Origin of the sequence: Anaerocolumna sp. MB42-C2 (genome assembly GCF_030913705.1) — a bacterium.
Classification (GTDB): Bacteria; Bacillota; Clostridia; order Lachnospirales; family Lachnospiraceae; genus Anaerocolumna.
In genome coordinates this window covers 3,249,641-3,274,113 of sequence record NZ_CP133190.1, presented here as the reverse complement: position 1 = coordinate 3,274,113, position 24,473 = coordinate 3,249,641, and the positions used below count along the sequence as shown (strand labels likewise).

The window sequence follows — 24,473 nt, the reverse complement described above, 5'->3', positions numbered from 1 at the left end:
AAAAGGGTCTAGACCGTATAGGATTTTATGATTTGCAATGACATTTCTTGCCAATTATAAAGGCGGTAAATATATTCATGTAAAGAAAAGAAATGAAGTGACTGAATGAGTCTGATTCAAAAATAGGAATAGTATTCGCAAAAGCTATTGAATGTTAGTGAAATAAATAGTAAAATGAATAAAGTATTCAAGTACTTAATAAAAATACTATAGAGGCACAATCAGAAACCCATAGTCAGCTGCAGGGCATTCAATGTTGCCCCTTTTGCCGGGTATATGTGAAACAGCTTCTGTTAATTATAAGCACTTGTTTACTTATCTGTATTTTATAGCTCTTGGGCATAAAGAAAGGATATATTATTATGAATAAAAAAACAGTAGCAGTTTTGTTTGGAGGGCAATCCTCGGAGCATGAAGTTTCATGTGTTTCAGCAACTACTATTATTAACAATATTAACACGGATTTGTACCGGATTATTATAATAGGAATAACAAAGGGAGGCAAATGGGTTAAAGTCGATTCAGTAGCAGATATAAAATCAGGTGACTGGAATAAAAGTACTGTAACGGCGGTTATTTCACCGGATGCTACCCAAAAAGCAGTTTTACTTCTGGATGGCAATAAAGTGTCCTCAGAAAAGATTGATGTGGTATTTCCGGCACTCCACGGACTTTATGGTGAGGACGGAACGGTACAGGGCTTACTTGAACTGGCCGGGATTCCTTATGTAGGATGTGGTGTTGTTGCCTCCGGTGTTTCCATGGATAAATTATTTACCAAGATTATTGTAGATACCTTAGGAATCAGACAGGCAAACTATGTTTCGGTTATGAAAAAAGAATTGGAGCAGATCAGCCAGGTTGTAGAAAAAATTGAACAGAAAATTCTTTATCCGGTATTTATAAAACCATCTAATGCAGGGTCCTCAAGAGGAATTTCAAAGGCTTATAACAGGGATGACTTAATCAAAGGATTACATATGGCTGCAAAGCACGACAGAAAAATCTTAGTAGAGGAGACCATAAACGGCAGGGAAGTAGAATGTGCCGTGCTTGGAGGCAATGAACCAAAAGCCTCCGGTGTGGGAGAAATTATTGCAGCTGCTGATTTTTATGACTATGATGCTAAATATAACAATGAAGCCTCAAAAACCGTATTATCTCCGGAGCTTCCAGGTAATGCGGCGGAGATTATCAGAGATTATGCCGTAAAAATATTTAAAGCCGTGGATGGATTCGGATTATCCAGGGTAGACTTTTTTGTAGACAAAGAAACCGGAGAGGTTATATTTAATGAGATAAATACTATGCCGGGTTTTACCTCTATCAGCATGTATCCTATGCTCTGGGAGGCGAAAGGAATCGGAAAACCTCAATTAATTGAAAAATTACTGCAATTGGCATTTGCAAGGGCAGCGGAAGCAGGAGGTCAGGGAGATGTCTTGTAGTGCTCCTATAGGTGTTTTTGATTCCGGTATCGGCGGACTTACCGTTGTAAGGGAGATAATGAGGCAGATACCGAATGAAACCATTATTTATTTTGGAGATACAGCTAGGGTTCCATACGGCAGCAAATCAAAGAAAACGATTATAACTTATTCCAGACAGATTGTTAAATTTCTTCAGACTAAAGATGTTAAAGCAATCGTAATAGCATGTAATACTGCAAGCGCATTTGCCTTGGAGACTGTCTCACAGGAAGTATCCATACCAGTTATCGGTGTGGTTAAACCGGGAGCCAAGGTTGCGGCTGAAACTACCAGGAACGGCAGAATAGGAATTATTGGTACGGAGGGTACCATCAACAGTGGAATCTATAATGATTATTTGAGTAAAACGAATCCTAACGTGAGAGTATACGGTAAAGCTTGTCCCCTTTTTGTCCCCCTTGTTGAAGAGGGCTGGCTTACTGACCCTATTACAGTGGAAGTCGCAAAGAGGTATATGAGTGAACTGACAGATTATGATATTGATACTCTTGTTTTAGGCTGTACCCACTATCCGCTTATCCGGCATACGATCGGCTCAATATTAGGTGACAAGGTGACACTGGTTAATCCTGCATTTGAAACGGCCAGAATGTTAAAAGAAGTTCTTAAATCCAAGGGGTTAGAAAGTGTAAATCCGGCCGGAGAACATAAATTTTACGTAAGTGACGGAGCAGAGAAATTTAAGAAATTTGCAAATACAATTCTGCCTTGTGATGTGGTAGAGACGAAAGATGTTAATATAGAAAGTTTTGCCGATACCCTGTGTTAATATCGGCAGGAGAATTACTGCTTTAGTATACTTGACAAAACCTGCGGATACACAATAATCTGCAAAAGAGGCTATTCTTCTGGATTTATGCCCATAAAGCATGGGCGTTAGTGTGAAATAAAATATACTTAAAGAAAGGAATGCCACATACTTTCACTCTTTTTATTTGTGGCAGTAACACATCTGTGAATAGATGTGTTATGCAGGCGTTTAATATGAAAAAAGATGTATTGGTGTCAATATCCGGTCTTCAATATGAGATAGATAAAGATGAAGCGGTGGAAGTAATATCCGTGGGAGAGTATTATAACCGCAATGGGAAGCATTATGTTGTTTATGAAGAAATTCTGGAAGATATGGATGGAGTCACAAACTGCACCATAAAAATAGCAGACAAACAAATCGATATTATTAAACACGGAGCAAATAATGTGCATATGGTGTTTGAGGAGAATTCCAAGAATACTACTTACTACCAGACTCCTTATGGTGAACTTCAGGTTGGTATCTATACGTCACAGATCAGGGTTACGGAAGATGAAGACAAAATAACCGCAGAAATTAACTATGGACTGGACATTAATTATTCCTTTATTTCGGATTGTCAGATTCAACTAAAGATTAGCTCCAAGAAAGCCGGATAATAAAAAGAAGTTATCAGATCTTTATACTTTTGCTGCAAAATTTCTTGCAGTTGATATAAAGATCCGATAACCTTTTTTGTAAAGAAATTATTTTGATTTTGCTTTATTTAACAGATTATTTTTCATTCTTTGGAAAAATTTTTGCTTTACAGGTTTTGCATCTAAATTAGAGCGCAGGCCTTTTACATCCATTATATAAATACCATTCATAACTGCTTTTACTTCTTTTTTAACCGGGATTAAATCAAATACTTTTTCATCACACATTAAAGTCATTATCTTAGGCCCGATTTTGGCTTTTACAATAGGCACCTTGGAACCACGCAGATATCTTGGCGTTTGATCCAAAACGATTTTCGGAAGATTTGCTTCCTTAAGTTTCATGCGCTTTTTATCTATAACTAAAATTGAGACTGCCTGAGCACCGGCTTTCATTTGTGCCTGGTTTTCTTCTGACCTTTTTTGGAGTTTACGTCCATAAATAACTAAAAAAATCAGTGCTCCGATTACGACAGCCAAAACAATTAACAGTATTATTACAGCAGGTTTCATGTATGTACCTCCTTCCCTCATTAATACAGTGGTAATATTGTATCATTATTTATTTAAAAGTTCAAGCCTTAGAATTTGACGAGTCCGGCATTTCTATTCAAGGTTTCACGAATAATATTCTGCACATAGGAGCCGATAAATTTACGGTTTTCCTTATCTAGTTCATTAGGATATACCGGTTTTCCGAATTCAATCACTACATGTGCCTTTTTTATCCATGGAATATGATTTTCAAATATGTTATCCGTATTATTAATGGATACGGGGATGATAGCACAGCCAGTTTTCTCTGCCATTTTAAGACTTCCCTCCTTAAATGGAAGCATTTCTGCATTCTGGCTTCTTGTACCCTCCGGAGAGATAAAGATAGAATAACCTTTCTTAATTAATTCTACACCCTCTAATATGGTCTTAAGGCCTTCCCTGACATTATCCCGGTCCAAAAATAAGCAGTTTAAAAAAGACATCCACAAACTGATAAAGGGGATATGGGACATTTCCTTTTTTGCAACAAATCCGGTCAGATTCGGAACGGAGGTATAACCGATCAAAATATCAAAATAACTGCGGTGATTTGAAACATATAAAACAGCTTCCTCTTTAGGAACATTCTCAACACCGATAACGGTCTTTTTAATACCACACAGAAATAATATGATACGAAAGGCTGATACCACTATGCCTTGGGATGATTTAACTTTTAAATGCGGATTGATTTTTCCTATAATTATTTCCACAATAAAAAGAGGTATACTAATAATAAAAAATATAAGTAAAAACAGTGCTGTAATTATGGTTTTCATAAAACCCTCCAATTTCTTATGATTCGTTAATACAAAACTGCCTGAATTACAAATAATTTGTGTAACAGTTCTTTTTTGCTTTATATATTATATCACATCATGGTTGAAAATACGAAGTATTTTTATAGGCAAGACAAACGAAAATTACGAAATTCTTAACTATTATTAAATATTTTACGATTGGTTGTACTATTCGGATTATGTGTTATAATGTAAAAGATAAAAAAACATTCCTGTAAGATAAGATAAAAAACACTCACAAAAGGTAAGGAAAAGAAAGCCTTGACGAGCTGCCTGGGAACAAAGGAGTAGTACCATGGGAAATGAGAATTTAACTTTATTAACCGATTTTTATGAATTAACGATGATGCAGGGCTATTATAAAAATAATAGCAATGATACGGTAATTTTTGATGTTTTTTACCGAAACAACCCATCCGGAAGCGGTTATGCCATATGTGCCGGACTGGAGCAGGTTATCGAATATATAAAGAGCATTCATTTCAGTAATGAGGACATCACATACTTAAGAAGCTTAAATATGTTTGACGAAGACTTTTTAAGCTATCTTTCCGGTTTTAAATTTACAGGAGATATCTATGGTGTCCCGGAGGGAACGGTAGTATTCCCTATGGAACCGTTATTAAAGGTTATAGCACCTATCATGGAAGCTCAATTAATAGAGACTGCAGTTTTAAATATTATCAATCATCAAAGTCTGATCGCCACCAAGGCTTCTCGGGTATGTTATGCTGCCAAAGGGGAACCGGTCATGGAATTTGGTTTAAGACGTGCCCAGGGGCCGGATGCCGGAACCTATGGAGCCAGAGCGGCGGTAATAGGCGGTTGTAATGGGACAAGTAATGTTCTTGCAGCTAAAATGTTTGATGTACCGGCTTTAGGGACGCACGCTCATAGCTGGATTATGAGCTTTGAAGATGAACTTACTGCATTCCGGGAATATGCTGATCTTTATCCGAATAATGCCACACTGTTAGTGGACACTTACGACACTTTAAGATCAGGGGTTCCTAATGCAATTAAAGTATTTACAGAATTAAGAGATGCCGGAAACATGCCGAAAAGTTACGGTATCCGTTTGGACAGTGGGGATTTGGCCTATCTATCCAAGAAAGCAAGAAAAATGCTGGATGCTGCCGGATTTAAAGATGCTTCTATTGTAGCGTCCAGTGATTTGGATGAATATCTTATAGATTCCCTTAAAACACAAGGGGCTGCCATTAATTCCTGGGGTGTTGGTACAAATCTGATAACTTCAAAGGATTGTCCGGCTTTTGGAGGGGTATATAAGTTAGCTGCAATCAAAAAGGACGGTAAGTTTATACCTAAAATTAAGCTGTCTGAGAATCCATGGAAAATTACCAATCCCGGCAACAAGACTGTTTACCGTATCTATGATAAAGAAACCGGTAAAATTAAAGCAGACTTGATTTCCATGGCTTATGAGAAATATTCTGAAGAAAATCCTCTGAAATTATTTGATCCTTTAGCTACCTGGAAAAAGACTTACTTAAAAGCAGGAACTTATACTTTAAGAGAGATTTTAAAACCTATATTTAAAGACGGAAAATGTATTTATGAGTCTCCGTCAGTTATGGAAATCAGGGATTATTGTCTGAAAGAACAGGATACTTTATGGGATGAAACAAGAAGACTTGTTAATCCTCATGATGTATATGTAGACTTGTCGAATGAATTATATCAGTTAAAAAACCAGCTATTAGATAATATTAATAGTCTCAATTAAATAATATTTATGATAATTAATTTATCACTGATATAACATCATTAATACAAATTCCCTTAGATATCATTGCTATAATAATTAAAATATTATAAAATTCATTTAATTTTACCAATATTAGCGGTATTTAATCAGATAATTTATGGCTTTTAATTGTTATGTCGTTTTATTTAAGGAAAACATGGATTTTGTCTAATAATATGTTATAATATTGGTTATATGGCAGGTATGCAGGTATAACAGTCAGTACTTTGTAAATGTCAGGTATCATTAAACCTGATAGTAGTTAAAAAATGGGAGCAAGTATGCTAAATAAAAAAAAGAAACGTATGATTAAGAGGAATTTAAAAAGGGCAGCTATTGTGGGTGTGCCATTAGTTATATTATGCGCGATTACCTATGCATCCATAACATCACTATTCCCTTCAGGTGAGTCCACTTATGCCTTTGAACATTATTATGATGACCCATCATATTCGGGAAGTACTTCTGAATATAATAATATAAATAAAGCAACAGGAGATTCGAAAGTGGACAACAGTAAAGAAGAGGCCCTGGAAGTAATTACCGGCCATGACAAGGTGGTGTTGGATACCAATCCGGAAAGTATGACAGTTCTGGTGAATAAAGAATTACGATTGCCTTCTGATTACATACCTGGTGATTTAGTTGTTCCGGATGTCAATTTTTCATTCAGCTATTATGATGAAAAGAAACTTATGAGGCAGGAAGCTGCGGATGCCTTAGTGAAGCTTTTTGATGGAGGCAAAGCACAGAATATAATATTGAACGGAGTATCTGCCTACCGTTCGTATGAAAGACAATATGATATATTTACGGATAATGTGAAAAAACAGGGGTTAGAACATACCGCCAAATATTCCGCAACACCTGGATTCAGTGAACATCAAACCGGACTTGCCATTGACGTATCAGCGGATTCAGTAAATAATAGACTGGACGAAACCTTTGGAGATTCAATAGAAGGAAAGTGGCTGGCGGAAAATGCTCATTTATATGGTTTTATCATCCGTTATCCAAAGGATAAGACAAAAATAACCGGTTATTCTTACGAACCCTGGCATATACGTTATGTAGGAAAACCGTTGGCAAAATATATATATGAGAATAACCTTTGTTTGGAAGAGTATTATAATTTTAAACCAAGCACGGATTACTCTGATCAGATCAGTTATGATAAGCTGGTGGATTACGGCATTGATTTAGCAGATGTAATGGAACCAACTAAGGCACCGACTAAGGCACCGACTAAGGCGCCGACAGACAAACCTGAGAAAAATACGGAAGAAGATAAAAATACGGATGAAGATAAAAATACTGCAGATGACACTAAGGACACAACAGAGGATTCTGTTAAACCTACAAAAAAGCCAACCGGCGGTAAAGAGGATGAAGATACTACCGATGAAACGAAAGATGCTAATACCGGTGATAATGGTAATGTAACACCAACGAAACCCCCGAAAGGACACGGAACAACTCCGACCGTAACACCTGTACCTACTGAAACCGTAACTCCAACACCAAATCAGGACGAAGAAATAACGCCTCCTTCAACGGATGAGACTACGGACGAAGAAACTCCGTAACCGATATTTTATAATTAAACTATTATTATGTTCAAGCGTCAAAAGCCATACAGATAATGTACCATATAAAACTGGCTTTTGGGACTCGAATCATATAATATTATTAAGTTAAAGGCTGTTTATTAATCTTAATACTAATTTTGCTTTGGAAATATAATTAATTATTCATTTGCAGATTTGTGTTTAAAGAACTTAATAAAGGCCTCTTTTTTAATTTAAGGATTTTTTATCAGGAAAAGCGAGCTGAAATAATATAAAGACTACAGTTCAGTCCTATGGTTGAACTTTGAATATAATCTGAAGTTAGGTAGTATCGATTATTGACGAAATTAGCAAAATTTGTTATGATTAGTGAAATAGAAATAATTGTGATTTCCTATAATGTAATTTATCGGAAGAAGTTTTATATACTCCCATAAAAGGGTGCTTTTCTTCAATGCACCTAATTATAGGAATGGTTTTTTATTCCTAAAATATAATTATAAAAAAGCGGAGGTTTATTATGTTGGATTGTCAAAAAAATATCAAGCACTCTACAAATGATTTATTAAGTACGAATGAATCAAAATTAATTACAGAACAGCAAAGGAGCGGAGGAGGTTCATTTAACAAAGCTTTTTTCCGTTGCCTGCCGAGGGTTTTTGGGACAGCTATGTTAACGCTCGTTCTTATGGTCTTATCCTTAGTTGGACCTACGGCGGTAAATGCATACGCAGAAACAACAGGAACGTCGAAAACAGCAGTAGCAAAAGAAACAACCGTATCAACTGAGACTCCGGCAGATTATTACCAGAGTGTTGAAAAAGCAAACTTAGAGAAACAAATCGATGCCATATCCAAGTATTATGGACAATGTCTTGACAATTACAAGAAATCAAAAGCTGGGATTGGCACAGAAATGACGATAAAAGCCGATATCGATCCTAGTCTGGTTTCGTCCATGGGACTGGAGGGGCTTAATAGTGTAAAAGCAGCTATTAAATCCATGCAGACAGATAAAAAATCAAAATCTGAAATTTCACTTTTTACCAATGATAAGGAAGTTACCAAATTAAATGTATTAGTTGATATGGATAAAGAATTAGAATATATCATAATCCCTGAATTAAGCAAGGCTTATCTTAAACTATCCATGAATCCAACAAATGGGGTATCTAACCAGACGCCTATTCCATTTACTACCAAAGAACTTATGGATCTATTATATAACAATCCACTTTCAGCAGAATTATTAAATAAGCTGTTAAATAAATACTCATCTATTTTAGTGGAAGACTTAGATGATGTAAGTCTGATCAATGACAATGTTACAACATCCGGAATCAATGAAGTTGCAACAAGAGCAGCCGTACAAATTACCAAAAATACGCAGTTAGACATTGCCGAAAAAGTTTTAAAGACAGCGAAATCCGATACTGATCTGGCTGATTTATACGTAAAATTTAAACTTGGTACGAAACAAGATTATACCAATGTTATAAATGCAGCCCTGGCACAAATTACGGAAGAAAGATCCAAAGCTGATACGGAAGATAAGAATTTGGTAATGAATGTATTCGTTGATGCAGACGGAAATATTATTGCCCGTGATTTTACTTATGATAACGATCCGAAAACTTCATTCTTAGGTTATGTGTCTGCTAAAAAGGGTTCTGATATTGGTTTTGAAGCCTGGTATACTATGAGCAAAGATGAAACCTTTAAAATTGATGGTAAAATGAAAGAAGACGGAAAAGCCGTAACCGGAGATATTCACATAGCATTTACTGATGGGAAATCATCGGTACCGAATAAATTCCTTGTTAAATTAGAAAATTTCTCCAGCACCAGTGACGGTTATACCAGTTATATGAACGGTAAGTTTACAATAACTGGTAATCTGTTATCCGGTATGAGTATCGCTGTAGACTGCGCCGGTAAAGACAAGAGCCAGACTATGAAAATGGATTTCGCACAATACGAAAAGAAACTGGTATCTGTTTTAGTAAATTCTAAAATAATAGAATATAAAGATTTTAAATTCCCAGATAAATCTGTAAAGGTTTATGACATGATGACCCAGATGGAAGATTATATGGCCAGTGCTGATATACAGAACTATTTAAAGTCTATTAATAAAAAAATCGATGTAAAATCAATTAACACGGTTCTTGACCAGATGATAAGTGCTTATTAAGAGATCAGCCGAGAAATAAAATTAACATTGACATTTAAATTATAATATATTATTATAAAAAATAATCAAATATGTAATTATAAAAACTATGACGGAGAGAGTAAGAATCCAGTTTTAGCGAAAGTAAAAGCGAGTCGGGGTTAGTGAAAGCCTGATACCGGTAGCAGATTTCTGAAAATCACTCCCAAGTTGTAAGCTGAAAGTTCATTATTATGAACAAAGTAAGCCGAGCCGGTTTCCACCGTTATACGGAAGCATATTATATTCTGATTTGGCGATACTTTTACCGAATGGAATCGTATGTAAATAGGTGGTACAATGAAGCATATATGCTCTCATCCTGTTTATGGATGGGAGCTTTTTTCATTTTATAGGAGTATGTCCAGCGAAGCTGTACCACACAAGCTCTCCTAACTTCCCTATAAAATAAAAAACCTACCGGGCAGGATGCACAGGGAAAGAGATTAAAACTCTCCGCTGTAAACATTGAACTATAAAGGAGGAAATAAAATGTACAATAAAGTGTCTACAAATCTTAACTTTGTGGAAAGAGAAAAAGAAGTACTGAAGTTTTGGAAAAATAATAAAATTTTTGAGAAAACCATTGAAGAAAGAAAAAATGGTAAAAACTATACATTCTATGACGGTCCCCCGACGGCTAATGGAAAACCTCATATCGGCCATGTATTAACCAGGGTTATTAAGGATATTATACCAAGATACCGTACCATGAAAGGATATAATGTACTGCGTAAAGCAGGCTGGGATACCCATGGACTTCCTGTAGAATTGGAAGTAGAGAAAAAGTTAGGTTTGGATGGTAAGGAACAAATCGAAGAATATGGACTGGAACCATTTATTCATGAGTGTAAGGAAAGTGTATGGAAATATAAAGGTATGTGGGAAGATTTCTCAGGTACTGTTGGATATTGGGCTGATATGGAAAACCCATATGTGACTTATGATAATGATTTCATTGAATCGGAATGGTGGGCATTAAAACAAATCTGGGAAAAGGGATTATTATACAAAGGATTTAAGATTGTACCTTATTGTCCAAGATGCGGAACCCCGCTTTCCAGCCACGAAGTGGCTCAAGGTTATAAAGATGTGAAAGAAAAATCCGTAATTGCTAAATTTAAGGTAAAAGGTACCGATAACGAATACATCTTAGCCTGGACTACTACGCCCTGGACACTGCCATCCAATGTGGCACTTTGCGTGAACCCGAATGAATCCTATGTAAAGGTTTCTGTGGGGCTGAATGCCAAGGGTGATATCATAAAAGAAAGCAGCGAAGGAGAGGAGCAGGTAACTGTTAAAACAGAGAAATATATTTTAGCAGAAGCACTTCTTTCAGTTATTGATGGTAATTATACAATAGAAGAAACCTATATCGGAACCGATTTAGAATATAAGGAATATGAACCTTTATTTAATTATGTCTCACCGGACAAGAAAGCTTATTATGTAACCTGTGATAATTATGTTACATTGACCGACGGTACCGGCGTGGTTCATATTGCACCTGCTTTTGGTGAAGATGATGCCAATGTAGGACGCAAGTATGATCTTCCTTTTGTACAATTAGTTGATGCGAAAGGTGAAATGAAACCTGAAGTTACCGATTTTGCAGGTATGTTCTGTAAAAAAGCAGATGAGGGTATTATAAGTAAGTTGGCCCAAACCGGCCTGTTATTTAAGACCTTAAAGTTTGAGCATAGTTATCCTTTCTGCTGGAGATGTGATACACCGCTTATTTATTATGCGAGGGAATCCTGGTTCATTAAGATGACAGATGTAAAGGAACACCTCATCGCCAATAATAATACCATTAACTGGATGCCGGAGAGCATCGGACAGGGACGTTTTGGTGACTGGTTAAAGAATGTTCAGGACTGGGGTATCAGCCGCGACCGTTATTGGGGAACTCCTCTTAACATCTGGGAATGCGAAGATGGTCACAGACATGCAATCGGAAGTATTGAAGAATTAAAATCCATGTCAGAGAACTGTCCGGATAATATAGAATTACACAGACCATTTATTGATAATGTAACCATTAAATGTCCGGAATGCGGCAAGGAAATGAGCCGCGTAAAACCGGTTATCGATTGCTGGTTTGACTCTGGTTCCATGCCTTTTGCACAATGGCATTATCCATTTGAAAATAAAGAAATGTTCCAGGATAATTTCCCGGCTGACTTTATCAGTGAGGCGGTTGACCAGACCAGAGGATGGTTTTACTCCTTACTTGCTATATCAACCTTAATCTTTGATAAGGCACCATTTAAAAATGTAATTGTACTTGGTCATGTTCAGGACGAAAACGGTCAGAAGATGTCTAAATCCAAGGGAAATGCGGTAGACCCATTTGATGCACTTTCTGAACACGGAGCAGATGCAATCCGTTGGTATTTCTACATTAACAGTGCCCTTTGGCTGCCGAACCGTTTCCACAACGGAGCCGTTACGGAAGGACAGAGAAAGTTTATGGGTACTTTCTGGAATACCTATGCGTTTTTTGTACTATATGCTAACATTGACGGATTTGATGCAACCAAATATACCTTAGATTATGATAAATTAACCGTAATGGATAAGTGGCTTTTATCCAAATTAAACACAGTTGTTAAAACCGTGGATGAGAACCTGGAAAATTACCGAATCACGGAAGCTGCCAGAATTCTGGATGATTTCGTAGATGAAATGAGTAACTGGTATGTGAGAAGAAGCAGGGAACGTTTCTGGGCAAAAGGTATGGAGCAGGATAAGATTAACGCTTATATGACTCTTTACACGGCACTGGTTACCCTGGCTAAAGTTTCGGCACCGTTTATCCCATATATGACAGAAGATATTTACCGCAACCTGGTGGTTAATATTGATAAATCAGTACCGGAAAGTATCCATTTATGCGAATACCCTGCTTACAAACAGGAGTATATTAATAAAGAACTTGAGGAGAACATGGAAGCCGTATTGGATATCGTTGTATTAGGCCGTGCCTGCCGTAACGCTGCCAATATTAAAAACAGGCAGCCCATTGGTTTAATGTATGTAAAATCAGAGGATACCTTCACGGATGTATCAGGAAATAAAGTCTTAGGCTTGCCGGATTTTTATAAGGAAATTATAGAAGAAGAATTAAATGTTAAGGCGGTAACCTTTACGGATGATGTAAGAAACTTTACATCCTATAGCTTTAAACCTCAGTTAAAAACTTTGGGACCTAAATTCGGTAAACAAATCGGTCAAATCCGTCAGATTTTATCTGGGCTGGATGGAAATAAGGCTATGGATGAAATTAATGCTACCGGAGGCCTGAAAGTAACCTTAGACGGTACAGAAGCAGTACTTGATAAAGAAGATCTGTTAATTGAAGCAGCCCAGACAGAGGGTTATGTATCGGATTCGGACTCAGGTATCACTGTAGTATTGGATACAAAACTTTCCGAAGAACTCATTGAAGAAGGATTTGTACGAGAAATTATCAGTAAAATCCAGACAATGAGAAAAGATGCAGGTTTTGAAGTTATGGATCACATCAAAGTATATCAAACCGGAAACGATACCATTAAAGCTATCTTTGATAGAAATTCAGAAGAAATTAAAACAGAAGTTTTGGCCGAAGAGCTTATTCTCGGTGAAACTGCCGGGTTTATAAAAGAATGGAATATTAATGGAGAAAATGTAACTCTTGGTGTAGTAAAATTATAAGATAACATGTAAGAGGTTGTTGTTAAATCTAAAGCTATGACAAATGTGAGGTGATTGTTCCTGTATTTACAGCACAAACCAGGCAGCTTAAGGATTAACATCAACCTCTTTCTCTTATATCATCACAAAGAAATCGATCATGGATAATTCTTATATTTCTTATTAGTTATCTTTTTCTGGCATTAAGCATATATAACAATAAATAAATCTACATTTAGGAAGGCTTAATGTTTAATAAGTATAAGATATTATATCAGGCACAGCTGGGGTCAGGGAACAGCGGAATATTGCAGTTACAAGTTATTAATAAAGCAAATGCCTATCCGATAGAAAACGCGGCAGTACAGATCTATAATAAGAATAACCCTTCCAGGGTTTTGTACAGTCTTATTACGGATATTTCAGGAAAAACACCGGAAGTAGAACTGATTACGCCTCCAATTGAATATAGCCTGGAAGTGACACCTTACCAGCCTTATACGGAATATATCATAATTGTAACAGCAAAAGGATATCAAACCGTAGTGATTAACAGTGCCCAGGTATTACCCGTGATTAAATCCATACAACCTGTCAGTATGTCCGCTCTGATACCTGGAATTAATGACATGGAAGTTATAATTATAGACCCAAATTATTTATTTGGAACCGATACACCAAAGGTTTATGAAAATGACGTAAAAGAATACGCTGAGGGTACTGATGCAAAACCAGTTATGATACCGGAATTTATTACAGTTCACAATGGAGTACCAAGTAACCTTGCCGCAAGAAAATATATCGTCCAATATGTCAGTTATGTAAAAAGTGTGGTATGCAGTCAGATATATGCTACCTGGCCGGAGGAAACAATACATGCATATAGTTTAGTAGTAATCTCCTTTTCCCTTAACAGAATATATACGAATTGGTATAAAAGGCAGGGATATGACTTTGATATAACTTCGATGGTTTCTTTTGACCAGAAGTGGTTTTACGGAAGAAACATATATACGAATGTCAGCCGGGTAGTTGATAATATATTTAATAATTATTTATCCAGACCCGGTATTATCCAGCCGATATTAACACAGGCCTGCAGGGGTGAACTTGCAATCTGTCCTGCTATGATATCCTTATGGGGGTCTAAAGAACTTGGTGACAGGGGATACACAGCGATAGAGATTTTACGCTATTTTTTCGGAGATACTATTTACGTAAATTCTACAAATAACATTGCCGGTACAGAAGTACTATGGCCCGGAACGGACTTAACACTTGGCTCGTCAGGAAAAGCAGTAGGCCATATACAAGATCAATTAATAACCATATCCGGTGTTTATAGAGCAATTACAGTTCCTGAAGATGACGGGACTTTTGGGCAGGCTACCGTGGCAGCCATAAGTGATTTTCAGGAAATATTTAATCTGCCGGCAACCGGTATCTTGGATTTTGCAACCTGGTATAAGATATCCCGGGTTTATGCAAGAATTACAAGGGGTTTCGGACAATAAAATAGTTTATATAATATAACAGATAGCTTTTGGTATAATCAGCTATCTGTTTTTTAATCATAATCGGGACAGCGCCTTTTATCAGAAGTTGAAATGCAACTTCTGATAAGTTATATTATAGAAACAAAAACCATGTTTCTATAATCGGATGCACGGCGCTAGGGAGACAGCGCCTTTTATCAGAAGTTGAAAACCGACTTCTGATAAGTTATAATATAGGTAATATATTGTAGAAAATAATACTATTTTAGCGAAAGGAGGGTTAATATGCAAACTGTAAATAAAGAAGAATTTAAAAGAGGTGTGGAAAGTTATGTAAAGCTTTTATTTCGAAAAACGCTTAAAGAAGCTACCAATCAGCAGATTTTTCATGGAGTAGCTTATTCGGTTAAAAATATGATTATAGAAGATTGGATGAATACCCATAGAGTTTATGAAGAGGAAGATGTAAAAACCGTGTATTATTTGTCCATGGAGTTCTTAATGGGGAGGGCCCTGGGTAACATTATAATTAATTTAAAAGCAGATAAAATAATTCGGGAAGCATTGGAGGAACTGGGTTTTGATCTTAATGTGATAGAAGATGAGGAACCGGATGCTGCTTTGGGTAACGGAGGACTGGGAAGATTGGCGGCCTGCTTTCTGGATTCTTTGTCAACACTGGGATATCCCGCTTACGGTTGTGGAATCCGTTATAAATACGGTATGTTTGAACAAAAAATTGAAAAGGGTTTTCAGGTGGAAGTTCCAGATAACTGGTTAAAAAACGGCAATCCGTTTGAAATAAAACGTCCTGAATATGCCCAGGAGATTAAATTCGGGGGTTATGTAAAACTGATTCGCGACGAGGCGGGCAGAGACTGTTTTGTACAGGAGAATTATCAATCGGTTCTGGCTGTTCCGTATGACCTGCCGGTCATCGGATATGGTAATAATATTGTTAACACTTTAAGAATCTGGGATGCAGAAGCTATCAATACTTTCAATCTGGATTCCTTTGATAAGGGAGATTATGAAAAAGCAGTAGAACAGGAGAATCTGGCCAGAACCATATGTGAAGTTCTGTATCCCAATGATAATCATTATGCCGGGAAGGAACTCAGGCTGAAACAACAGTATTTCTTTGTATCTGCAAGTGTTCAGAGAGCTGTTAATAAGTATATGGAAAGTCATACTGACATAAGGAACCTCTATGAAAAAGTATGTTTTCAGTTAAACGATACGCACCCGACGGTTACTACAGCGGAATTAATGCGCATTTTATTGGATGAATATTATTTAAGCTGGGAAGAAGCCTGGGACATTACGAATAAGACCTGTGCCTATACGAATCATACCATTATGTCGGAAGCCCTGGAGAAATGGCCCATTGACTTATTTTCCAGACTGCTTCCAAGAATTTATCAGATTATTGAAGAAATCGACCGCAGGTTTGTTAATGATTTACAGCGTATCTACCCGGGAAACCAAAATAAGGTAGAGAAGATGGCTGTTTTATATAATGGACAGGTCAGGATGGCCCATTTGGCTATTATCTGCTCTTTTTCCGTAAACGGAGTGGCTAAAATTCATACGGAGATACTTAAAAAGCAGGAATTAAAAGACTTTTATCAATTGTATCCGGATAAATTTAATAATAAAACCAATGGAATTACGGCACGCCGGTTTCTGCTTCACGGCAACCCATTGTTAGCGGAATGGGTGACTAAAAAGATAGGAGACGGCTGGGTAACAGATTTAACTCAAATGAATCGGTTATGCAGTTTAGCTGAAGATGAAAAAAGCCTGAAAGAATTTATGGAGATTAAATATCAAAATAAGATAAGACTTGCAGAATATATTAAACTGCACAACAAAATAGAAGTAGATCCGGATTCTATTTTTGATATCCAGGTAAAAAGGCTTCATGAATATAAACGTCAGCTTTTAAATATTCTGCATATCATGTTTTTATATAACCAGCTTAAGAAAAATCCGGGTATAGATTTCACAAAAAGGACGTTTATATTCGGAGCAAAAGCATCTGCCGGTTACAGCAGGGCAAAAGCGATAATTAAGCTGATTAACAGTGTTGCGGACGTAATTAATAAAGATGAAGCCATAGAGAATAAAATTAAAGTAGTTTTTATTGAGAATTATAGGGTGTCCAATGCCGAGTTAATTTTTGCGGCAGCAGATGTTTCGGAGCAGATATCCACTGCAAGCAAGGAAGCATCCGGCACCGGCAATATGAAATTTATGCTTAACGGTGCCTTAACTCTTGGAACTATGGATGGAGCTAATATTGAAATTGTGGAGGAAGTAGGATCTGAAAATGCTTTTATATTTGGGTTGACTGCATCTGAAATCATAACATACGAGCAGAATGGAAGTTATAATCCAATAGACATTTACAATACGGATGAGGATATCAGATTGGTGGCTGACCAACTGGTAAATGGTATATATTCAGGGGATAATAAAGAACTCTTCAGGGAAATCTATCAATCCTTATTAGAGGCGAAAGGAGGAGAAAGGGCGGATCAGTATTTTATCTTAAAGGATTTCAGAGCTTATTATGAAGCACAGAAAAGAGTAGAAAAGGCGTATGGTAATAAGCTGCAGTGGGCCAGGGCAGCCTTATTAAATACAGCCAAAAGCGGCAAATTTTCATCGGATAGGACCATAGAGGAATATGTCCGGGATATTTGGAAGCTTAAGAAAGTTATGATAACAAAATAAAGTAAATCGGAGAGAACGGATGAAATCAAAAAAAATGAACAAGGAAGCCCTCCCCGGGTTGGAATCACATGTAGAAAAAAAGATACGAATCACGATACGGACCAAGCTGATAACTATGACTTCCCTGCTGTTAATTATTCCTTTATTAGTGGCCGGACTTGTGAGTTATCAAATAGCAAAATCGGAGTTGGATAAAAAAGGTGAAGTAATTTTAAGAAACAGTGTAAGGCAGGCGCTCCAATTAATTGATACAAAACAAAAAGAAGTATCTGCAGGAAGTGTTTCGTTGGAAGAAGCACAAGAGGAAGTTAAAGTTTATTTATTAGGTGAAAAAGACGCCGAGGGCAAAAGAGAAATCAATAAGAATATTGACCTGGGAAAAAACGGGTATTTTATTGTATATGATGATACCGGACTGGAAGTTGCCCATCCCTCACTGGAGGGCAAGAATGTTTGGGATGTGGAAGATAAAAGCGGAAACAATTTCAAATTAGTGCAGGAACAGATTAAAACCGCACAAAACGGAGGGGGATTTGTATGTTATACCTGGACGTTGCCGGGCTCGGAGAAACTCGGTGAAAAAATATCCTATCAGGAATTGGACACAAACTGGGGATGGATTGTTTCAGCCGGTGCTTACATGTCGGATTACAACAGCGGTTCTCTTCAGATTCTTAGAATATTACTTAGCATTATTATCGGCTCTATATTAATCGGACTTGTGGTTATACTCTTATTTGCAAAACATATATCCCAGCCTATTATTAAAATCAGCAGTAATTTAGGAGAAGTTTCCCATGGAAATCTTAACATCTGTGAACTGAATGTGAAAAATAAAGATGAAACCGGTATGCTGGCAGAATCTTTTAACCTTATGTTAAATAATATGAGGACATTAATCGGAACTATGAAAAATTCTTCCGAAACGGTAATGAACTTTTCTGACTCCTTAGCAAATATCACGGAAGAAACCTCCAGAGCTATTAATGAAGTGGCAGTTACAATACAGGAAGTTGCGGTTGCGGTGGGAGAGGAAGCTTCAGATACCCAAAATGCGGTAGGTAAAGTAAATCTTCTTGCCGGCAGCATAGAAGCAGTAGCTGATTCAGCGGCATTTATGAATCAGACCGCAGATACCACGAATCTGTTAAGTGATAAGGGATTGATTGCTGTTGGAAAACTGACGGAATCCACTCAGAAAAATAATGAAACAACCCTGGAAATAAGCGAAGTTATAACTAAGGTAAGTGAAAGCAGTAAAAAAATCAATGTTATTACCGAAACCATTACCCAGATTTCACAGCAGACTAATCTTTTGGCGCTGAATGCTTCCATTGAGGCAGCCAGAGCAGGGGAAGCCGGAAAGGGTTTTGCAGTTGTAGCGGATGAAATCAGAAAACTGGCAGAACAGACCGGCAATGCAGTAGAGGAAATTAAAGGTATTATAGGAGAAATCCATAACTACTCCAATTTCTCGGTAAATACCATGGAACTAGTACAGCAAGCGTCAATGGAACAAAATACAGTTGTAAGTGAAACGAAAAATGCATTTATGGAAATATCCAGAGCCTTAAAAGATGTAATTAAACATGTTAACGAAATTAATAACGAAAGTATCTCAATGAAAAGCCGGAAAGATGAGATTGTAGATATTATGGGAGATATTTCTGCTTCTACCCAGCAGACCTCTGCTGCTGCCGAAGAAGTATCTGCATCAAGCGAAGAGCAGTTAGCACAAATGGAAGAGGTATCTACTCATTACAAAGAATTGAAAGATTTATCCGTTCAATTAAAAGCAGCAGTAGAACAATTTAAATTATAAGGTTGATATGAAATTATTACAATGATATATAAGCTGTGAGCTTCAGTTCTTAATGGGTTTCCTTTAAAAGAACTGTAGTTCACAGCTTTATTTTTGCGAAAGCGGATTAATTCCCATGAGGTTGACAGCCTGGTTTCTGCCTGGTGGAAGTAATTGACAAATACGAAAGAAGTGATATGATAATAAGTAATAAGTCCCAAAGCAGAAGTTTCTTTGGGGCTAAACAGACGGAAATAATGGAGGACAGTATAGAAAAAAATTGGGAGGTCATATGCAAAATCAAAGTATAATCGGGGATATCGTAAAGAATATTGAAAAAGTTATTATTGGTAAAACAGAGGTAATTGAATTTGCTATGATAACCTTACTGGCAGAAGGTCATCTTTTATTAGAAGACGTTCCCGGTGTAGGGAAAACAACGTTGGCTAATGCTATTTCCAGATCGATTCATTGCGGTTTTAACCGGATTCAGTTTACACCGGATACGTTACCCAGTGATATTACAGGTGTATCGATTTATAATATGCAGACGGGTAAATTTGAGTTCACTCCCGGTGCTATTATGAATCACATAATTTTAGCAGACGAAGTGAACCGGACCTCACCTAAAACCCAGGCGAGCCTATTAGAAGCCATGGAAGAGAAGCAAATCAGTGTGGATGGTAAGACATATCCGCTACCTTGTCCTTTTATGGTAATTGCAACCCAGAACCCCATTGATTATCTGGGTACCTATAATCTTCCGGAGGCACAGCTTGACCGTTTCCTTATGAAATTATCCATCGGTTATCCAAGTAAAACGGATGAAAAACGGATGGCAGATTATTATATCAGGAGGAGTCCATTAAAATCTCTGGAACCTGTAGCGGACGGAAAAACCATATCTGCTATGCAGGAAGAGGTTAAACGAGTAAAGGTACATAATGATTTGATTGCATACATGATAGATATAATAGATGGTACAAGAAATGACACAAATATAACCCTGGGTGCCAGCCCAAGAGCGACCTTGGCACTTATCCGTACCTCCCAGGCCGCCGCATATTATTCCGGAAGGGAATATTGTATCCCCGATGATATATTAAAGGTAATACATCCGGTCATCCGGCATAGATTGATTTTATCTCCGGAAGCCAGACTGAATAAGCAAACATCAGAAAAGGTATTGGATAAAATTATTGCTAAATTCCGTGTCCCTATACTTCCTGCCTTCAATCAGTAATTAAAACCCGGAATAGGCATAGAAAGCTGATTTATTTTTGTTATATAGAATTAAATAAAAGCAGGAAGGTATTTTTATGTTTTTTAACCGTTTAATATTATTTATCTTGATTATAGCATCAGGAATATTCGCCTCTAATTTTGGGGGGAACGTTTCTTATGCTCTTTTTTATATGAGCTTATGTATCCCGGTCATATCACTGATATACACTTATTATGTATATATACGGTTTCGGATTTACCAGGATATCGGGCAAAGAGTACTGGTTAAAGGAGATCTGATACCCTATTCTTTTACCATTGCCAATGAAGACTATATTACTTTCCGAAGTGTTAAAGTTAATTTTCTTCATGACAAATCTACTATATGGAATGCAGAAGAGCTAAGGAAATACTGCCTGTTACCCGGTCAAACAGAGAAAATGGAAACGAAACTCCGTTGTAATTACCGCGGTGAATATTACGTAGGAGCTAATACGGTTGAAATTATCGATTATCTGTATTTATTTCGAATAACATACCCAATTGCATCAAAATTAAAAGTTACAGTCCTTCCCCGTATTGTATCAATACCCAGATTAGGAATTGCACCGGTTAAAAAGGATGTTAAGATTTCTTCCTATGTTCGGAATGCTGAGCAGGATACCATGGATATTGATACCAGAAAATATCAGACAGGCGATAGTATAAAACAGATACACTGGAAATTAAGCGCGAAGAAAAATCAATTATTCAGCAGGAGTTATAGTACCAACCCAAAATCAGAAGTTATAATTTTAATGGATTTAAGGCAAATCCAAGAAGATAACTTAACAACGGTTATAGTGGAAGACCAGATTATTGAAAGTGTGTTAGCAATAGCTAATTATTGTAAAGATAATAAAACCGATGCCAGGGTTTATTACGAACAATCAGGATTGAAAACAGAGGTGATACGGGGAAAAACAGATTTTGATTTATTTTACAAAAGGTGCGTTGAGATACACTTTAATTCACAGGTTCCAATAGAAGAGATACTTGGGGAAAGTAAAAACTATGGGGCAGAGAATAGTTTTTATGTCCTAATTACCCACAATCTGAATTTTGAACTATACAAATCAATGCTGGAAGTTTCGGAGAATGGCAGTGAGTTATCATTGCTGCTTATTCGGGATAAAGTGAATTCTGATGAGGAAGAAATTGTGAAAAGTATGAAACTTGCCGGAATTACAGTTAAATTAGTTACAAGAGAGGATGATATTGGGGAGGTATTAAATGCATGAACGAAAATACTGCTGTATCCAGAAGGCTGACGGTAGCAAACAGCTTTCTTATTACTTTGGCATTTGGCGTTTTTTTAAATAGTATTTTTCATTTGAAAATTTATACCATTTTCCATTTATTTTTTTGTATTACATTTTCAGGTTTGATTTACCTGTTTGATCAATACAAAAAAAATCTGATTACTTATTTTACTCTATGCGGTCTTTTTGTTGCAGGAATTTTGGTCAGTGTATTCTTTAAAATAAATTACATAAAGGGTATTAATAAGGTTTATAAGTGGTGCCTTATTTATAATGGAGATGATAAGCTGTACGAGAGAGGATGTGCTCTGGCCGTATGCGCAGGTATCTTATTTGCCGGCAGTATATTAACTTATATACTGCATCGGTTTAAGGGTGTAAAAAGTGTTACATCTGTCTTGTTATTAGTCTTACTTATTATATCAGCAGTTTACAAAATGGATATTCCTAAAATATCCGTAGGGATTGTTATCTTTTACGGATTGACCGAGATTGCGGAATATTACGGAACCTTATTTAATAGAAGCAGTAATACGGTAAATAATAGTATAGCTGCTATTTATCTGGCACCGGCTTGTTTGATTATTGCACTGCTATCAGTTTCTTTTCCCTCCCACGCCGAACCGATACAGTGGAGGGGAGTTAAGAGCTTTGTACACATAATGGAGGAAAAAGGCTCCTTATTAATGACTCAGCTGCAATATATTATCGATCGGACCGGATCTGAATTTGTCCTTAATTTCTCCGGTTATTCCGACGATGAGAATGAGCTTGGCGGGGATATAAATATAAATAAAGTGACTGCCCTAAAGATTAAAACGCAGAATAAAAGCACGTCAAAAGGATATCTAATCGGTTCAATCAGTGATATTTACACAGGGCGGAAGTGGGAAAAAAGTGAGACAGAAAGGGAATACAGTCATGAAGAATATTATTGTGACTTTTATGAATTGCTGAATGCATTCACCAGGGAAAAAGAAACAGGAAGAGATATAAACAATTTAGTGAAAAAGAAGAGTTATAACGTAGAATATTACGATATCAGAACCAGATCTTTATTCTATCCGTTAAAAACGTTTCAGATAAATTTTAATAAGTCCGTGAAATACAGCGAAACAAATCAAGGCGCATTTCTTTATGACAGAGCAAAAGGAGTGGGTACGAAATATGAGGTCCAGTATTATGAACTTAATCTAAGCAGCGAACGATTACAGGATATACTTCGGAATGCAAAAGAGACGGACTATATGGTATCCGATTATGCCATTAACAAAACGGCAAAAGATATTTTTGATTATAATACTTCGGGTAGTCAGTTTGATATAATCGGGTTAAAAAATGATTTACTCAGAAGATCCCAGGAGATTAAAAAGCAATATACCATTCTGCCGGCAAACCTACCGGACAGGGTAAGAAACCTTGCCATTGATTTAACCAGGGGCCTAGATAATAATTATGATAAACTAAAGGCAATCGAGGCTTATTTAAATAAATTTCCTTATAATACAAAAGTTAGTAAAAGACCAAAAGGAAGAGATTTTGTTGATTACTTTTTATTTGAACAGAAAAAGGGGTATTGCACTTATTTTGCAACGACTATGGGTGTATTGGCAAGATGTTTAGATATACCGACCCGTTATGTAGAGGGGTTTGTAGTTGATTATAAAAATCTGGACGGCAGTAATACTTATAAGGTTTTAAACAGCAGTGCCCATTCCTGGGTTGAAGCTTATATAGAAGGAATCGGCTGGATACCATTTGAACCTACACCTTTGTATTATGCAGACAGGTATACCCCCTGGGCGGATCTTACATCCGATTCTCCATATCATGATTCCGGAGTGGCCATTCCCCAGATAACCGGTGAACCTCCATATAATCAAAACCTGGTTAATGAAAATATACCGGGAACAAAGGCTCTTGATAAAGGAAGCAAAAATAGTTACCTGATTCCTGTTCTTGGTGTCCTGATATGTATTCTGATATTATTTGTCTGCATTATTTTAATTTATTATGGAATATTAGTTAGCAGATATAATAAGAGATTTAAGAGTGTTTCAGATAATTTAAAATTATCCCTAATCCTGGCGGAAATCCTGCACTATCTGGATAAAGAGGGATTTCGTTTAACTGCAGATGAAACTCTGCTATCCTATGCAGCGAGAATCGGTGATAAAATATATTTTAACCATACCAGTTTCTTAAAAATTGTAAATGTATATATGGGTGTCAGATACGGAGAATATGAAGTGAAAACGGAAGAACTTAAGCTGGTTATGGATTTTTTAAAGTATTTTAAGTACCATTTGCAGGAAAAACTGGGTAAAAGAAGAATGTTTTTTGATAGATTTTTGTTTCTACATTTTTATCAATGAATAAAACTATCATTTCTGGTGAAAATATA

The 24,473-nt window shown here is 36.7% G+C and carries 14 protein-coding genes and 1 pseudogene; 13 read left to right on the top strand and 2 right to left on the bottom strand.

What is annotated here, in order from left to right; genetic code table 11:
* Positions 1 to 362: 362 nt before the first annotated feature.
* From RBU59_RS14455 to RBU59_RS14445, 3 genes are all read left to right on the top strand, one after another.
* On the top strand, positions 363 to 1,448 hold the full coding sequence (locus RBU59_RS14455; RefSeq protein WP_308143226.1) for a D-alanine--D-alanine ligase family protein: 1,086 nt from the start codon (positions 363 to 365) through the stop codon (positions 1,446 to 1,448).
* Positions 1,438 to 2,259 carry a glutamate racemase gene (gene murI / locus RBU59_RS14450; RefSeq protein ID WP_308143225.1) on the top strand — a complete coding sequence of 274 codons (822 nt, stop codon included), beginning with the start codon at positions 1,438 to 1,440 and terminating at the stop codon, positions 2,257 to 2,259. Before RBU59_RS14455 ends, murI begins: the two co-directional genes overlap by 11 nt.
* 215 nt (positions 2,260 to 2,474) lie before the next feature.
* Complete coding sequence (locus RBU59_RS14445; protein ID WP_308143224.1) at positions 2,475 to 2,903, top strand: DUF1934 domain-containing protein; 429 nt, start codon at positions 2,475 to 2,477, stop codon at positions 2,901 to 2,903.
* An 87-nt stretch (positions 2,904 to 2,990) separates the two neighbouring features.
* On the opposite strand, the gene RBU59_RS14440 is transcribed toward RBU59_RS14445, so the two are convergent.
* The gene (locus RBU59_RS14440; RefSeq protein WP_308143223.1) at positions 2,991 to 3,455 is read right to left on the bottom strand and encodes a hypothetical protein; all 465 of its coding nucleotides are present in this window, start codon (positions 3,453 to 3,455) and stop codon (positions 2,991 to 2,993) included.
* Positions 3,456 to 3,523: 68 nt separating this feature from the next.
* Complete coding sequence (locus RBU59_RS14435) at positions 3,524 to 4,258, bottom strand: lysophospholipid acyltransferase family protein (protein WP_308143222.1); 735 nt, start codon at positions 4,256 to 4,258, stop codon at positions 3,524 to 3,526.
* A gap of 316 nt (positions 4,259 to 4,574) precedes the next feature.
* On the opposite strand from RBU59_RS14435, the gene RBU59_RS14430 reads away from it, so the two are divergent.
* The 10 genes and pseudogenes from RBU59_RS14430 to RBU59_RS14385 all read left to right on the top strand — a co-directional run bounded on the left by RBU59_RS14430 (position 4,575) and on the right by RBU59_RS14385 (position 24,444).
* The gene (locus RBU59_RS14430) at positions 4,575 to 6,026 is read left to right on the top strand and encodes a nicotinate phosphoribosyltransferase (protein ID WP_308143221.1); all 1,452 of its coding nucleotides are present in this window, start codon (positions 4,575 to 4,577) and stop codon (positions 6,024 to 6,026) included.
* 290 nt (positions 6,027 to 6,316) lie between these two features.
* Positions 6,317 to 7,183, top strand: a pseudogene (locus RBU59_RS14425) (M15 family metallopeptidase); the annotation flags it as partial.
* A gap of 952 nt (positions 7,184 to 8,135) precedes the next feature.
* On the top strand, positions 8,136 to 9,809 hold the full coding sequence (locus RBU59_RS14420; protein WP_308143219.1) for a hypothetical protein: 1,674 nt from the start codon (positions 8,136 to 8,138) through the stop codon (positions 9,807 to 9,809).
* 510 nt (positions 9,810 to 10,319) lie between these two features.
* On the top strand, positions 10,320 to 13,529 hold the full coding sequence (ileS, locus tag RBU59_RS14415) for an isoleucine--tRNA ligase (RefSeq protein WP_308143218.1): 3,210 nt from the start codon (positions 10,320 to 10,322) through the stop codon (positions 13,527 to 13,529).
* Positions 13,530 to 13,756: 227 nt separating this feature from the next.
* Positions 13,757 to 15,022: a peptidoglycan-binding domain-containing protein gene (locus RBU59_RS14410; protein ID WP_308143217.1), complete on the top strand. Its 1,266-nt coding sequence runs from the start codon at positions 13,757 to 13,759 to the stop codon at positions 15,020 to 15,022.
* Between the two features lie 267 nt (positions 15,023 to 15,289).
* Positions 15,290 to 17,743, top strand: a complete 2,454-nt coding sequence (locus tag RBU59_RS14405; RefSeq protein ID WP_308143216.1) for a glycogen/starch/alpha-glucan phosphorylase — start codon at positions 15,290 to 15,292, stop codon at positions 17,741 to 17,743.
* Between the two features lie 19 nt (positions 17,744 to 17,762).
* The gene (locus RBU59_RS14400) at positions 17,763 to 19,565 is read left to right on the top strand and encodes a methyl-accepting chemotaxis protein (protein ID WP_308143215.1); all 1,803 of its coding nucleotides are present in this window, start codon (positions 17,763 to 17,765) and stop codon (positions 19,563 to 19,565) included.
* 271 nt (positions 19,566 to 19,836) lie between these two features.
* Positions 19,837 to 20,787, top strand: a complete 951-nt coding sequence (locus RBU59_RS14395) for an AAA family ATPase (RefSeq protein ID WP_308143214.1) — start codon at positions 19,837 to 19,839, stop codon at positions 20,785 to 20,787.
* Between the two features lie 76 nt (positions 20,788 to 20,863).
* A complete protein-coding gene (locus RBU59_RS14390) occupies positions 20,864 to 22,048 on the top strand; it encodes a DUF58 domain-containing protein (RefSeq protein WP_308143213.1) in 1,185 nt (394 codons plus the stop codon).
* A complete protein-coding gene (locus RBU59_RS14385; protein WP_308143212.1) occupies positions 22,045 to 24,444 on the top strand; it encodes a transglutaminase-like domain-containing protein in 2,400 nt (799 codons plus the stop codon). Before RBU59_RS14390 ends, RBU59_RS14385 begins: the two co-directional genes overlap by 4 nt.
* Positions 24,445 to 24,473 lie beyond the last annotated feature (29 nt).

What these genes read in the sequence shown, in the direction of transcription:
- RBU59_RS14455 (WP_308143226.1), top strand. Translation starts at nt 363, where the DNA reads ATGAATAAAAAAACAGTAGCAGTTTTGTTTGGAGGGCAATCCTCGGAG.
- murI (WP_308143225.1), top strand. Translation starts at nt 1,438, where the DNA reads ATGTCTTGTAGTGCTCCTATAGGTGTTTTTGATTCCGGTATCGGCGGA.
- RBU59_RS14445 (WP_308143224.1), top strand. Translation starts at nt 2,475, where the DNA reads ATGAAAAAAGATGTATTGGTGTCAATATCCGGTCTTCAATATGAGATA.
- RBU59_RS14440 (WP_308143223.1), bottom strand. Translation starts at nt 3,455, where the DNA reads ATGAAACCTGCTGTAATAATACTGTTAATTGTTTTGGCTGTCGTAATC.
- RBU59_RS14435 (WP_308143222.1), bottom strand. Translation starts at nt 4,258, where the DNA reads ATGAAAACCATAATTACAGCACTGTTTTTACTTATATTTTTTATTATT.
- RBU59_RS14430 (WP_308143221.1), top strand. Translation starts at nt 4,575, where the DNA reads ATGGGAAATGAGAATTTAACTTTATTAACCGATTTTTATGAATTAACG.
- RBU59_RS14420 (WP_308143219.1), top strand. Translation starts at nt 8,136, where the DNA reads ATGTTGGATTGTCAAAAAAATATCAAGCACTCTACAAATGATTTATTA.
- ileS (WP_308143218.1), top strand. Translation starts at nt 10,320, where the DNA reads ATGTACAATAAAGTGTCTACAAATCTTAACTTTGTGGAAAGAGAAAAA.
- RBU59_RS14410 (WP_308143217.1), top strand. Translation starts at nt 13,757, where the DNA reads ATGTTTAATAAGTATAAGATATTATATCAGGCACAGCTGGGGTCAGGG.
- RBU59_RS14405 (WP_308143216.1), top strand. Translation starts at nt 15,290, where the DNA reads ATGCAAACTGTAAATAAAGAAGAATTTAAAAGAGGTGTGGAAAGTTAT.
- RBU59_RS14400 (WP_308143215.1), top strand. Translation starts at nt 17,763, where the DNA reads ATGAAATCAAAAAAAATGAACAAGGAAGCCCTCCCCGGGTTGGAATCA.
- RBU59_RS14395 (WP_308143214.1), top strand. Translation starts at nt 19,837, where the DNA reads ATGCAAAATCAAAGTATAATCGGGGATATCGTAAAGAATATTGAAAAA.
- RBU59_RS14390 (WP_308143213.1), top strand. Translation starts at nt 20,864, where the DNA reads ATGTTTTTTAACCGTTTAATATTATTTATCTTGATTATAGCATCAGGA.
- RBU59_RS14385 (WP_308143212.1), top strand. Translation starts at nt 22,045, where the DNA reads ATGAACGAAAATACTGCTGTATCCAGAAGGCTGACGGTAGCAAACAGC.